At 61.2% G+C, this 12,309-nt stretch carries 13 protein-coding genes; 9 read left to right on the forward strand and 4 right to left on the reverse strand.

Going from position 1 to position 12,309, the window contains the following annotated elements; translation table 11 throughout:
* Window positions 1-1,220, forward strand: a 1,220-nt coding sequence (locus RLDS_RS43940; protein ID WP_021224477.1) for a hypothetical protein, incomplete at its 5' end; no start/stop codon positions are given.
* A 115-nt stretch (window positions 1,221-1,335) separates the two neighbouring features.
* Window positions 1,336-2,304 carry a phosphatase PAP2 family protein gene (locus tag RLDS_RS43945; RefSeq protein ID WP_031298416.1) on the forward strand — a complete coding sequence of 323 codons (969 nt, stop codon included), beginning with the start codon at window positions 1,336-1,338 and terminating at the stop codon, window positions 2,302-2,304.
* Between the two features lie 37 nt (window positions 2,305-2,341).
* On the opposite strand, the gene mobQ is transcribed toward RLDS_RS43945, so the two are convergent.
* Window positions 2,342-3,574 (reverse strand): MobQ family relaxase, encoded by a 1,233-nt coding sequence (gene mobQ / locus RLDS_RS43950; protein WP_021226791.1) that lies wholly within the window; start codon window positions 3,572-3,574, stop codon window positions 2,342-2,344.
* Window positions 3,575-3,720: 146 nt separating this feature from the next.
* Between mobQ and RLDS_RS43955 the strand changes: the two genes are divergently transcribed.
* Together RLDS_RS43955 and RLDS_RS43960 are read left to right on the forward strand one after the other, a co-directional pair.
* Entirely contained in the window at window positions 3,721-3,996 is a 276-nt protein-coding gene (locus RLDS_RS43955; protein WP_021226792.1) for a hypothetical protein, read from the forward strand.
* Window positions 3,989-4,432, forward strand: a complete 444-nt coding sequence (locus tag RLDS_RS43960) for a hypothetical protein (RefSeq protein WP_021226793.1) — start codon at window positions 3,989-3,991, stop codon at window positions 4,430-4,432. The genes RLDS_RS43955 and RLDS_RS43960 overlap by 8 nt, the downstream gene beginning before the upstream one ends.
* Before the next feature lies 1 nt (window position 4,433).
* Here RLDS_RS43960 and RLDS_RS43965 read toward each other — a convergent pair whose 3' ends face one another.
* The gene (locus tag RLDS_RS43965) at window positions 4,434-4,799 is read right to left on the reverse strand and encodes a helix-turn-helix domain-containing protein (protein WP_021226794.1); all 366 of its coding nucleotides are present in this window, start codon (window positions 4,797-4,799) and stop codon (window positions 4,434-4,436) included.
* An 11-nt stretch (window positions 4,800-4,810) separates the two neighbouring features.
* The gene (locus tag RLDS_RS43970) at window positions 4,811-5,113 is read right to left on the reverse strand and encodes a type II toxin-antitoxin system HigB family toxin (RefSeq protein WP_021226795.1); all 303 of its coding nucleotides are present in this window, start codon (window positions 5,111-5,113) and stop codon (window positions 4,811-4,813) included.
* A gap of 602 nt (window positions 5,114-5,715) precedes the next feature.
* On the opposite strand from RLDS_RS43970, the gene RLDS_RS55370 reads away from it, so the two are divergent.
* The 3 genes from RLDS_RS55370 to RLDS_RS43980 are packed head-to-tail and all read left to right on the forward strand — an operon-like array spanning window position 5,716 to window position 7,076.
* Window positions 5,716-6,360 (forward strand): helix-turn-helix domain-containing protein, encoded by a 645-nt coding sequence (locus RLDS_RS55370; RefSeq protein WP_152528066.1) that lies wholly within the window; start codon window positions 5,716-5,718, stop codon window positions 6,358-6,360.
* 35 nt (window positions 6,361-6,395) lie between these two features.
* Window positions 6,396-6,794, forward strand: coding sequence for a hypothetical protein (locus RLDS_RS55375; RefSeq protein ID WP_084514847.1), 399 nt, complete (start codon window positions 6,396-6,398; stop codon window positions 6,792-6,794).
* A gap of 3 nt (window positions 6,795-6,797) precedes the next feature.
* Window positions 6,798-7,076, forward strand: coding sequence for a hypothetical protein (locus RLDS_RS43980; RefSeq protein WP_021226798.1), 279 nt, complete (start codon window positions 6,798-6,800; stop codon window positions 7,074-7,076).
* Window positions 7,077-7,205: 129 nt separating this feature from the next.
* On the opposite strand, the gene RLDS_RS43985 is transcribed toward RLDS_RS43980, so the two are convergent.
* A complete protein-coding gene (locus RLDS_RS43985) occupies window positions 7,206-10,157 on the reverse strand; it encodes a Tn3 family transposase (RefSeq protein WP_021226799.1) in 2,952 nt (983 codons plus the stop codon).
* A gap of 128 nt (window positions 10,158-10,285) precedes the next feature.
* Here RLDS_RS43985 and RLDS_RS43990 point away from each other — a divergent pair, with 128 nt between their 5' ends.
* Window positions 10,286-10,891: a recombinase family protein gene (locus RLDS_RS43990; protein ID WP_021226800.1), complete on the forward strand. Its 606-nt coding sequence runs from the start codon at window positions 10,286-10,288 to the stop codon at window positions 10,889-10,891.
* Window positions 10,888-12,249, forward strand: a complete 1,362-nt coding sequence (locus tag RLDS_RS43995; RefSeq protein ID WP_021226801.1) for a hypothetical protein — start codon at window positions 10,888-10,890, stop codon at window positions 12,247-12,249. Before RLDS_RS43990 ends, RLDS_RS43995 begins: the two co-directional genes overlap by 4 nt.
* Window positions 12,250-12,309 lie beyond the last annotated feature (60 nt).

The following is a 12,309-nucleotide window of genomic DNA, read 5'->3' on the forward strand; positions in this document are numbered from 1 at the left end:
TCGTCGGCGATCATTGGGCCGGCGTGTTGTGGGGATGCGCGTTCGAGGATCTGCTCACGCGCACCATCGAACCCGGGGACCGGAACATTGTTGATGACTATATTCGGCGCCGGGGTTGGAACGAGAGCGGCTCGACCAAAATCTACCTGCGTGCCCTTCGATCGTCGGTGATGAGCCTCTACGAAGTCAGCGAGGTCGAGCCCGGGAGCGGCTTCCTTGTGCGCGACCTGATCCAGGGCGACGAGCCACTTCGAGTATCCGAGCGCAGCGCCTCGCAGACGCTGAAGCAATGGGACAGGATCGGTGCCCGCGTCGTGCAGGTCGGAGGCAAGCACCTCCTGTCGGGCGGCGTGCTGTCGTTCACGATGGAGGCGGCCGAGGCGCTCGTCGCCGATCTGCGGCGCTCGAAGGGCAAGCGCAGCCCGCGCACCGCGTTGAACCTAGACGCCGACGATCTTGCTGCGCTTCCAGCCCTCATCAGCACGGCATGGCTGTTCGATGTCGTTCCCAAGACCATGGGACCGGCGTCGATCCCTACGCTGCACAACAGTGATGGCGAGGAAGTGGTGTTCCACCGCGTGCGCTTTCCCTTCGCACGCGGCGTGACCCAGGCGCTGGTCGGTGAGCGGCTCGATACTATCCCTGCGCTTCAGCGGGAAACCACGCACTTCTGGAACTGGCTGGGCGAGGAACCGAACGGAATAGCGAAGAGCACCGGGCGTATGGCGTGGGGTGTGACGATGGCGGACGGCACCCCGGTGCTCGGCAATGTCGAATTGAAAGGCCGCGCCCTGATTCTCGCCGTCACCTCGGCCGAGCGGGCGAAACGCGGCACCGCGCTCATGACCGATGCGCTAGCCGGGTTGGTCGGCTCGCCGCTGACCACGATCGAGACGGTCGAACAGGCCATGGCGGCGCGGGCCGAGGGACTGACAATGTCCGAACCGGCACCCGCCATTGCGCCAGAGGTGGCAACCCCGCTCATCCATGCCATGCTCGACCGTCAGTACCGCGCGACGCTCGATGAACCCATCGGCATACTCGGCGACATCACCCCGCGCGCAGCCGTTCAAACGGCCGCAGGCCGGCACCGAGTAGCCGGGTGGCTCAAGCATCTCGAAAACCGCAGCAGCAGCCAACTCGACGCGAACGACCCGATGGCCACCTACGACTTCACCTGGATGTGGCGCGAACTTGGCATCGAGAACCTGCGCAAATAGTTGGCTACCCCTGACGTCGATGCCTACCGTGAATCTGTGTCCCTACAATGCACAGGGGCCTGACCGCGGGGATATTTATAGAGTTCCCGTAGAAACGACTATTCTACGGTGATCTATGATCCAAACCTATTTAAAAAGAATGCCAGAATTAGCCATTTCTGGCGCCATGATCTTAATCATGCTTTTATTCTCGTTGATATTCAACCTCCCGATTATCTATCCATCGGGAGAACGGGCGGCCTTTGTAGGTATTCATTACATATATCCGCTCATCGGAGTTGGGCTACTTGGAATCCTGACATTCTTTGTCGGAAACCGTGCAATCGCATCCCGCTTCCTGATCGCTTTGCCTTGCTATGCGGCAATCCTTTTTGCGCATTTCAATATTAAACTATGGATACCGCATATAAATCCAACCAATTTCGATGCGTCGTATTGGGCATTAGATCAGTTAATGAGGCCAGTCGTTGATGCATGTATGTTTCTGCGCCGAAGTGCTTTCTTCTTCATACCATATGAATCCAATTTTTACATGATCTCATATATAGCACTATTTTATACAAGCTTCCTTTATCATGCCATCAAGACGCCAGAATATTTTGGTAGGCTCATCATTTCCGCCTTGCTCCTGCAAGTATTCGGGACGCTCGCCTATCTTGTTGCACCTGCGGTTGGGCCATTCATCTACGAAGCAGGTGTCAATCCCATGATTACAGGGGGCCAGCATAGCATGCTGGAGTTCTATCGTAACTCAGTCGCAACCGGCCCGGCTTTTCTGGCAAAGCATGGTAGTATCAATTTCACCGTTGGCCTGGCTGCAATGCCATCACTCCATTCGGCAAGCGCCTATCTGTTTTTCCTGTTTGCATGGAAGCATGGAAAGGTGCTCGTCCCTCTATATTCCTTTATCCTTGCCTATATCCTGATAATGGCGGTGGCGAGCAGGTGGCATTATATTATTGATATTCCGGTCGGCATGACCCTAGCGTGGGCAAGCTACAAACTGGCGGACTGGTTTACCCCTCTTCCTAATACCAAACCCGCCATTGCCATGCCGACAGCACAGGAACCGTTGCTAACCTGAAGCAACGACCACTTGCGGAGATGAGACTCCGTTACCCTCATCGGCTCATGCCACGATCCCGTTGCAGGACCAGCTCGCGCTCGTGGAGCAACTGGCCCACCGCGCGCGCCATCTGGGGTTCGCGCTGGATCCGCTCGATGTAGAGATCCTTGGTGTGCTGGTTCGCTCCGTTATAGGCATCCACCGCCTTGCGGAGCGCCTCCGGGGTCGCCTTCCAGTCGCTATTATGGTCGCCATAGCCGTGGGTGCCCGCCTCGCGCTTCCCGGCAATGGTCCTGAACTTCTCCGCCACCTTCTCACGGTCCTGCGCCTGCTGACGTTCCTGTGCCTGCTCACGGGTGCGCTCGGCGGCAAGCCGCTCCTGACGCTGCGCCTCTGCTGCATCGCGCCGATCGCGATCGACCGCGCCGCTCAAGGTGGCCGCGAACGCATGCAGCCTGCCCGATATCCGCTGCCCTGCATCGCGCAGCCACTCGGTCCCCCGCTCTATATACTGGCGCAGGCCCCGCTGCTCGATGACGCCGGCGTTGTGCTGGCCCACCATCGTTACTGGCTCATAGGCCCGCCCCTCCCGCATGGCCTGACGCTCGGCACGGCGTTCCATCGCCGTCGCGCTAGGCCCCATATGCACGGTCGCCTCCTGCTCGATTCCGCGCCGCTGGTGGCTGCGATGGTCCACCCGCTCCGGGACGTTCGCCCGTTCCAGTGCCGCATTCTGCATCTCGGCCCACCGGCCACGCCAGCGCTCGACCTCCCCGCTCGTCTTCTGGTCCAGTTCGCGGGTCTTCGCGCCCAGCCCTTCCGGGCCGATCCGCCGCGTCGTCGTCAGCAGATGGGCGTGGTGGTTGCGATGGTCGCCCTCGCGACCTGGTGCGTGGATCGCCACGTCCACCGCCACCCCATGCCGCTCGCTGATCTCCCGTGCGAGGCCCAGCGCAAGCTCGCGCCGCGCCTCGGCCGACAACTCGGCGGGCAACGCGATTTCATATTCGCGGGCGACGGTCGAGTTCTTGCGCGTCTCTGCCTGCTCGGCGGCGTTCCAGAGCACGGCCCGGTCACTGGCCCACGCCGGGGCGTCGGCGGGCACGACAAGGGCGTTATGTTCGACGCCCTGCTTGCGGGTGTAATCATGGACGAGGCCGGTGCGCTCGTCCGTGATTTCGACACCCGCACGATAGGCTGCCGCTGCCGTCGCGCTGCGACCGGCGGAACGGCCTATCGTCTTCACCGCAAGATGGAAACTCGCCATCGCCGCGCCCTTGCTAGCCATGCAGGAGCATGGCGCGGGCGACAGCCCGCTGGGGTTCAGGGGTATCCCCTGACGCACGCAAACGCAAGTTTGCATAAGTGCGCCCTTCCTCTCTTTCGCTCGGTCGGGTCCGGTGCTATCAGTATCGCACAGCGAAAGGATTGACCATGGCTGCTCCAACGCCAGAGGCTATCGAAACCGCCCGTCGCAAGGTCCAGCAGGCCAAGGCCCGGTTGCAGGCATTAGAAGCCCGCGCCGCTACCCTGAACCGCAAGGCCGATGCCCGCCGCAAGATCATCCTCGGCGGTCTGCTCCTCGATGCCGCCATGAAAGACCCCGCATGGGAATCCCACCTCAATGACCTGATGAGCCGGATCAGCCGCGATCAGGACCGGAAGGCGTTCGAGAGCTGGACCTTCAAGGGTGGCCCCGCCGATGCCTGATCCCTTCGACCCTGCCGAGTTTGATGCTCCCCCTCCATCCGATCCCGGCGCAGACTATCGCACCCTGCTCGACGCCATGCGCAAGGCTGGGGCCGAAGGGGTCGCCCAGCAGGTCGCCGCACTGGCCCAGAAGATCGAGCAGGACGCCCGCCAGCGCGCCGAATGGACCGCACAGGCAGGCGTGGGGGTCAATGCCCTCCACCGGGCCGCTGGGGAGCTTCAGCGGGTCAGCGCAGGGGTCTGGTGGGATCGCCTGAAGGAATGGATCACCGCCGCCCTCATCGGGCTGGGACTGATCTTCGCCGCGGCCCTCGCCTACCGCTGGGCGCAGGAACCCAAGATCGAGCGCCAGCTATACGGATGCACCGCCAAATGGGACGCCAAAACCCAGACATGCAAGGGCAAGTGGGTGCCTCTCTATGAGCAGCAGCCCTGATTTAGCGCGATAATTGATATTCGCGGACAAGGATCGATGCAGGGACATGCCATGCCCGTTCGATTTTGCGGATCATGTGGAGGGTCAGCCCCCGCTTGCGGGCCAGAACCTCGGTCGCGCGCGATTGCCCGATCAGGGACGCCAGATCGGCGCGGGTGCGCCCTTCCGCCTCCATGGCCGCTTCAATCGCTTCCACCGGGTCCAGCTTGTCGACCGGCCACCGCTTCCGCTCATATTCATCGACCAGGGTTGCCAGCACATCGAGACGATCCTCGTCCGCGCTGCCCGCTTCCGCGCTCCAGAGAGCGCGGATTTCATCGACCGCCGCCCGATGGTCGTCATCGTTCCTGATAGGTCTGATATCCATTTGCCTGTCCTTCAAAACTGATCGACGGTCGCGGCGTCGATGCGGTCATATTCAGCATGTGTCCCAATAAATTTTATGAAAGCGATCCCTCGCCGGAAATGGAACGCAACGATCATTCTATGATCGCCGCCCGCCACTTCAAATCTAACCCGTTCCGCCGTCACCGTTTTTGCTTTTGAAAAATCGGCCATGACTTCGATTGTCGAAGACCAGTCCGCATTTTCTGCAACCTCTAGCCAATGTGTCAATGACGCACGGGTCAGGGGATGCGTCGCGAAATAGGCTACGATGTTTTTGCGAGCGATGATCCTCATGAGCAGGCTATGCCATTTCCCAATATGGGAAACAACCCCTTAATTCCCATATTGGGAAGCTGTAGAAACTGGCATCAGTCCGGTTTCCCTTCTGGTGCCCGTCAGGGCACGCCAAGCCCTTGGATCGCACAGACCTGCCCCCAACCGCTCCCTTGCGCTCTACGAGCCGGAAATCGCCTCCTACACCTCCTGATAGCCAATTGGGACCTTGCAGCATTGCTGCAACGTGGAAGGGGTAGGATTCCTATCCGAGTACGCCCAACGCGTGCCGCGACTAGCGGCACTTAATGTTCACTTTTTGTTCTGATCTAAAGGGGTTGCTTCGCCAGCGCTTAAGTCCGCGCTTGCACCCCCTTTAGATTACATAGAAGGGGCGAAAAAAACACATAGTAAAATCAATGAGTTAGCAGGGGGGGGTGCGTCACCAGCTATGACGCACCCCTGCGTCACCAGCTATGACGCACCCCTGCGTCATTCTTGGCAATCTATTTACATTCTATGTCCAATTTATTGACTTGAAATGGGTCGAATAAACCGCCATCCGTGTCAAATTATTGGACAAGGATGGCGCACCCCTGCGCCATCTGCGGAGGGTTTTGAAAATGTCCGAGTTGGTGAAGCGACAACCACCAGGCCACTGGGTTCAAACAGAGCGGGCAGCCCATGAAGCATGGGCTAGTCTGATCGAGAAAGCCCCTAAAGCTGCCCAGCTAATGCATATCCTAACCGCACGAGTTGGTGAGCATAATGCTGTTGTCGTAAGTCAAAAGACCTTGGCAGCATTGATGAAATGCAGCCGTCGCACAGTTCAACGCGCCGTGGATGTTTTAGCCGAGGATCGTTGGATAGAGATTCGTCAGATTGGGGAAAATGGCACCGTAAATGCCCACATCATCAATGATCGGGTAGCATGGTCGGGTAAGCGTGACGGCCTGCGCTACTCGCTGTTCAGTGCTGCGGTCATCATATCGGAAGCGGAACAACCTGACTTTGAGGAACTGGGCCAACAGGCGCCGCTGCGCCGTTTGCCATCATTGTTCCGAGATGAGCGCCAATTACCAAGCGGCCCCGGCACTCCCCCGCCAGCGCAGCCATTCCTTGACGGTATGGAACCAGACTTGCCCGCCACCCAACAGCCGGAACCTGACCCAGCGATGCAGGAGGAACTCTCCCAGCTAGTCACGGGCCTAGGCAACAAACTTCGTGCATCCAATACATCGCCCGATGATGATGCAACCGGTATATAGATACTATACAGGCCAACTTAACAGCGAGTGACACTATGAGTATCACCCTAAGAGAAGCGTCGGAAAAGGTCGGTGTCACCCGCCAAACGCTCATGAAAGCAATCAAGACAGGCCGCGTTTCCGGCCAAAAGTCAGATAATGGCGAGTGGCGTATTGAGCCTGTCGAACTGTTCCGCGTATGGCCCCCTGTAAATGAGGTGCAGCAACCTTTACAGCCATATATAACAGGTAGTGACACCCCCGGTTTACAGGCTGAAAACAGGCTGTTGCGTGAGCAGGTTGCGGAACTGCGTGAAGAACGGAACGCTTGGCGAGAACAGGCGCAACGGCTTGCCCTGACCGATCAGCGCGCTGCCCCTCAACCTACTCCACAGCGCGGTTTCTGGTCGCGCCTGTTCAGCCGCCAGGGCGACAGCCTTAGCGGCGAGGAATAAACCATGGATGCTCCAACCGGCCCTTTATGGTCCCAAAAGCAGGCCATTGCCTATGAGGTCGCGCTGGAGGCCATCAACGATGTGATCGCGGGATATAGTGAACAGATCGCGCTAGAGCAGACCCATCCCGCGCCGAACACAGCCCGGATTACTTGGCTGGAAATGCGAACCGATCAGGCCGTTTCAGTCCACCACTCGCTTAACGTGTGCGATGACGGCAACGTGCAACAGGCGATTTCCGAATTTAGCGCCATCGTCCGCGCAAGGGATGAAGGGCGCTGATCCCAAAATAATCCATCGAAAACCGCCTATTTACCGCCTCTAAATTCCATGTATGTGAGCGTATTAGGAAATCATTAACCTTGATATGCCAAGCCCTGACCGGCCCCTGTGCATTATGCGGACACAGATTCACGGTAGCGGTTTGATGAGCAGCGGCATGAGGCCATTGGCGTCGAGATCGAGGTGATCGGACCAGACATAATCGCCGGTGAGATTGATGCGATCCCAACCCAATGGTGAGAGCCGAGACAGCATAGCCGGATCGATCTGGCTTCCGCGGCGGCGCATTTCTTCGACGGCGTGCCCAAGATAGCGACAGTTGAACAGGATGATCGCTGCGGTGACGAGGTTGAGGGCAGCCGCGCGGGTTTGCTGGTTCTCCAAGCCACGGTCGCGAAAGCGACCGAGCCGATGGAAGGCGACCGCTCGCGCCAGGCTGTTGCGCGCCTCGCCCTTGTTCAACTCGGCGGTGACCGTGCGGCGTAGCGCCGGATCGTCGAACCAGCGCAACGTGAACAGCGTGCGCTCGATCCGTCCTACCTCGCGGAGCGCCGCGGCGAGGCTGTTCTGCTGGCGGTAGGCGGATAGCTTTTTGAGGATCAGCGAGGGCGTAACGGTGCGATCACGCATCGCGCCGATGACGCGTTCGATATCCGGCCAGTGGCTGACGATCAGATCCCGGTTGAGCCTGTGACCGAACAGTGGCGCAAGCCTGCCATAGCGCTTCGAAGGTTCGAATGCGTAGAGGCGCCGGTCGGACAGGCGAGGAATGCGCGGCTCGAAATCGAGCCCGAGGAGATGCATCGTTGCGAACACGATGTCGGAAACGCCGCCTCCATCGACGTGCAGCGCGGTCAGATCGGCGTTGCTGTCATGGCCGAGGAGCCCATCGAGCGCATGGATGGCTTCTCCTGCCGTGCCGGCGATCACCGTCTGGTGCAGCGGCGCGTAGCGGTCGGTGATGGTGGTGTAGATCTTGACCACTGGGTCGCGACCATAATGGGCGTTGACCGCTCCGCCGGCTTCGCCCGGCCCGCCCAGGTAGAAGGCCTGGCCATCCGCGGAAGCCCGGTGTCCTTGCCCAAACCAGGCGGCGATCGGCTCGGCGTGGATGGCGTCGGTCAGACAGGCGAGCGCCGCCCGAAAGGTTTCCTCGCGCATGTGCCATGTCTGCATGCGCAGCAGCGCGCGGCGTGACCCTGCGCCGCATACCTCGGCCATGCGCGACAGCCCAAGATTGGTCGCTTCGGCAATCAGAGTGGCGAGGAAGGCCTGCTCATCGCCAGGCGGCAACCCGGTCGAGACGTGCCCGAAGTGCTGGGTGAAGCCGGTCCATCGTTCGACCTGCGACAGCACGTCGGTGATACGCGTGGCAGGCAGCATACCGTAGCAGGCAAGCGTCAGATGCCGTCCTTCGTCGTGCCCGGCATCATCGTCCTTCAGTTCCTTGGGGAAGCGCAATCGCTCGCCAGCGAACAGGGCAGCATCACGTCCGGCCAGATTCTGGGCGACGTCGCACAAGGCTTTGTCGAGTTGCGCGGCGCGCTGATCGAGCCATGCGTGTGGATCACCGAGCGAGAACACCGGTTGCAGCGCTGCGCCACTTGATGGCGCGAGCAGCACCTCCAGCGACCTGTGCAGCCGTGACCTCGGCACCCAGATATCACCCGATGCCAGTGCATTGGCGAGCGCCCCGTAGGTGGCCATCTCCCAATGCGTCCGGTCGATCTTGCCGGCGACCACGACATGGCGGTGCCAGCGCCGCTCGACATGACCGAGCGGAACGTCGGCAGGGAGCGGCTTGCGCCAGTCGCCATCAAGATCCGACAGGACCGTCATCGCATTGCGCAACGCCGCGGTGCCGGCCCGGCCGTGGAAATCGAGCGTTTGCAGGAATAGAGGTCCTATTCGTTTGAAGGTCCGGTATTCGGCTGCGATCTCGCTCAACACATCGTCCCTGTGAGGTGCCGCGGTACGACGGATGATCGCGGCATCGGCATCGAGCATGTCGAGAGGCACGATATCCCTGAGGGCCGCGCCGATATCTTCACCGGTGCGTGCTACCCGGCTAACTGTTTCCAGCACGGTGGCGATGCGCATCAGTCGGTCACGGCCTTCGCGTCCCGAAATCGCGATTCCCTGTTCCAGGCGTTTGCGGGCACGAAGGTGAGCGCGTCCCATCAAGGCGCCGAACATGGCGATCGCCGCGTCGGTAAGCGTGGCTTCCATCTCGCGCAGCGTAGCAAGCAGGATGACCCGCCTGCGGGAGGCGCGCATCTGTTGGAAGGCCTGGGCGGTATAGCGCACGCCTTCGCGGGCGAACTGCGTCATGCGTGGCTCGTGCAGGGGATCGACCGGAACACAGGAAATTCCGGTCCTGCGGATCAGAGCGACCTTCTCAAGGATTTCGGCGAGCGAGGCTGACGCGACGCGGGGCTGTGGTTCGCGCAGCCACGACAAGCGGCTCTGTCGATCATGCACCTTCTCATCGACCAGCGTATCGAGGCGCTGACGCATATCCGCATCGAGTTTATCATGGATTGCAGCGACCAGATCGGTTTCCACCCGCAGCATCGCCTCGGCCGCCATCCGCTCGACTACGCTGATGCCGGGGATAACGATGCGCCGCGTGCGCAGCTCGTCGAGCAGTCGATCGAGCAGAATACGCCCGTCCACGATGGGCATGGCTTCGATTTCCAGCCAGGTCATCATGATACCGCGCGCTGGCCGGCTCAGATCGGTGAAGCCGAAGCGCGCCTTGATGGCGGCAAGCTGATCGTAGCGGGTCGGCGCTCGCCGCGCGAAGTCGGCGATGGCGCCTGCATCCACCCCGACCTGCTCGGCGATATGGTCGAGCATGATCGCAGGCAACAGCTCGCCTGCGCGCAGATGCCGCCCCGGAAAGCGGAGGCAACAGAGTTGCAGGGCGTAGCTCAACCGGGTTGCCGGAGTGCGCGCGGTGCCGATTGCAGCAAGGTCCTCGGCATCGAGGCCATAGTGTCGCACCACCGCCGCCTCGCTGTCGGGCAAAGCAAGCAATGCGGCGCGCTGCCGCTGGGTCATCGGAATACGTGCGGGCATGTTTCATCCTTCAAAAACCTCTTGCCTTTTGCCCGCTTAATGAAAGAGGATTGTGAAAGGCCCAAGGCTGCGGAAATTGGTGCATCCTGTTTCCACCTCCGGATACGGCCGTTTGTGAAAGAAGCTGGATGACGCGCGAATCCTATCTGATCGGCTATGCCCGCGTGTCGAAGGGCGACGACCAGTCGAACGCCACGCAGCGGCGCGCGCTCGACGCGCTCGGCTGCAAACGTGTATTCGAGGAGACCGCTAGCGGCGGGCGATGGGACCGACCCAAGCTCCTGGAGATGATCGGGCAGTTGCGCGAGGGAGATGTCGTCGTCGTCTGGAAGCTCGACCGGCTGTCGCGCAGCCTGAAGGACATGCTGCACATCATGGAGCGGATCGAGCTCGCGGGAGCGGGCTTTCGTTCGTTGACCGAAGCGATCGACACCACCACCGCGGCAGGGCGGATGATGATGCAAATGGTGGGAAGCTTCGCCGAGTTCGAGCGGGCCATGATCCGCGAACGCACCAGCGCCGGCCTTGCCCAGGCACGTGCCGAAGGGCGGATCGGCGGACGACGGCGCAAGCTCGGCGACAAGCAGCGTCGCGAAATCGCCGAATCCGTCACCTCCGGTCGCAAGTCCGGTGCCGAGATGGCACGGTTGTACGGCGTCAGCGAACCCACGGTCTCGCGCATCGTCGCCGCGCACCGCCAGCAATTCAGTCAGCAGCAGAGGGAACAGGCATGAAGCGTGGTCACGATCTGTCCGGCGTCATGAAGTTCGCCACCTCGCCGGCCTGGGGCGAGCATCTGGGCGAGGCGCTCGGCGATCATCTCGGTCTGGCGATGGAGGAGTTCGACTTCGAAGCGGACGAGCTGGCAGACATCGTCGGCGATCATTGGGCCGGCGTGTTGTGGGGATGCGCGTTCGAGGATCTGCTCACGCGCACCATCGAACCCGGGGACCGGAACATTGTTGATGACTATATTCGGCGCCGGGGTTGGAACGAGAGCGGCTCGACCAAAATCTACCTGCGTGCCCTTCGATCGTCGGTGATGAGCCTCTACGAAGTCAGCGAGGTCGAGCCCGGGAGCGGCTTCCTTGTGCGCGACCTGATCCAGGGCGACGAGCCACTTCGAGTATCCGAGCGCAGCGCCTCGCAGACGCTGAAGCAATGGGACAGGATCGGTGCCCGCGTCGTGCAGGTCGGAGGCAAGCACCTCCTGTCGGGCGGCGTGCTGTCGTTCACGATGGAGGCGGCCGAGGCGCTCGTCGCCGATCTGCGGCGCTCGAAGGGCAAGCGCAGCCCGCGCACCGCGTTGAACCTAGACGCCGACGATCTTGCTGCGCTTCCAGCCCTCATCAGCACGGCATGGCTGTTCGATGTCGTTCCCAAGACCATGGGACCGGCGTCGATCCCTACGCTGCACAACAGTGATGGCGAGGAAGTGGTGTTCCACCGCGTGCGCTTTCCCTTCGCACGCGGCGTGACCCAGGCGCTGGTCGGTGAGCGGCTCGATACTATCCCTGCGCTTCAGCGGGAAACCACGCACTTCTGGAACTGGCTGGGCGAGGAACCGAACGGAATAGCGAAGAGCACCGGGCGTATGGCGTGGGGTGTGACGATGGCGGACGGCACCCCGGTGCTCGGCAATGTCGAATTGAAAGGCCGCGCCCTGATTCTCGCCGTCACCTCGGCCGAGCGGGCGAAACGCGGCACCGCGCTCATGACCGATGCGCTAGCCGGGTTGGTCGGCTCGCCGCTGACCACGATCGAGACGGTCGAACAGGCCATGGCGGCGCGGGCCGAGGGACTGACAATGTCCGAACCGGCACCCGCCATTGCGCCAGAGGTGGCAACCCCGCTCATCCATGCCATGCTCGACCGTCAGTACCGCGCGACGCTCGATGAACCCATCGGCATACTCGGCGACATCACCCCGCGCGCAGCCGTTCAAACGGCCGCAGGCCGGCACCGAGTAGCCGGGTGGCTCAAGCATCTCGAAAACCGCAGCAGCAGCCAACTCGACGCGAACGACCCGATGGCCACCTACGACTTCACCTGGATGTGGCGCGAACTTGGCATCGAGAACCTGCGCAAATAGTTGGCTACCCCTGACGTCGATGCCTACCGTGAATCTGTGTCCCTACAATGCACAGGGGCC

Source organism: Sphingobium lactosutens DS20 (genome assembly GCF_000445105.1).
Lineage (GTDB): Bacteria > Pseudomonadota > Alphaproteobacteria > Sphingomonadales > Sphingomonadaceae > Sphingobium > Sphingobium lactosutens.

Excerpts from the sequence above, each read along its gene's own strand:
- RLDS_RS43945 (WP_031298416.1), top strand. The coding sequence starts at position 1,336 with ATGATCCAAACCTATTTAAAAAGAATGCCAGAATTAGCCATTTCTGGC.
- mobQ (WP_021226791.1), bottom strand. The coding sequence starts at position 3,574 with ATGGCTAGCAAGGGCGCGGCGATGGCGAGTTTCCATCTTGCGGTGAAG.
- RLDS_RS43955 (WP_021226792.1), top strand. The coding sequence starts at position 3,721 with ATGGCTGCTCCAACGCCAGAGGCTATCGAAACCGCCCGTCGCAAGGTC.
- RLDS_RS43960 (WP_021226793.1), top strand. The coding sequence starts at position 3,989 with ATGCCTGATCCCTTCGACCCTGCCGAGTTTGATGCTCCCCCTCCATCC.
- RLDS_RS43965 (WP_021226794.1), bottom strand. The coding sequence starts at position 4,799 with ATGGATATCAGACCTATCAGGAACGATGACGACCATCGGGCGGCGGTC.
- RLDS_RS43970 (WP_021226795.1), bottom strand. The coding sequence starts at position 5,113 with ATGAGGATCATCGCTCGCAAAAACATCGTAGCCTATTTCGCGACGCAT.
- RLDS_RS55370 (WP_152528066.1), top strand. The coding sequence starts at position 5,716 with ATGTCCGAGTTGGTGAAGCGACAACCACCAGGCCACTGGGTTCAAACA.
- RLDS_RS55375 (WP_084514847.1), top strand. The coding sequence starts at position 6,396 with ATGAGTATCACCCTAAGAGAAGCGTCGGAAAAGGTCGGTGTCACCCGC.
- RLDS_RS43980 (WP_021226798.1), top strand. The coding sequence starts at position 6,798 with ATGGATGCTCCAACCGGCCCTTTATGGTCCCAAAAGCAGGCCATTGCC.
- RLDS_RS43985 (WP_021226799.1), bottom strand. The coding sequence starts at position 10,157 with ATGCCCGCACGTATTCCGATGACCCAGCGGCAGCGCGCCGCATTGCTT.
- RLDS_RS43990 (WP_021226800.1), top strand. The coding sequence starts at position 10,286 with ATGACGCGCGAATCCTATCTGATCGGCTATGCCCGCGTGTCGAAGGGC.
- RLDS_RS43995 (WP_021226801.1), top strand. The coding sequence starts at position 10,888 with ATGAAGCGTGGTCACGATCTGTCCGGCGTCATGAAGTTCGCCACCTCG.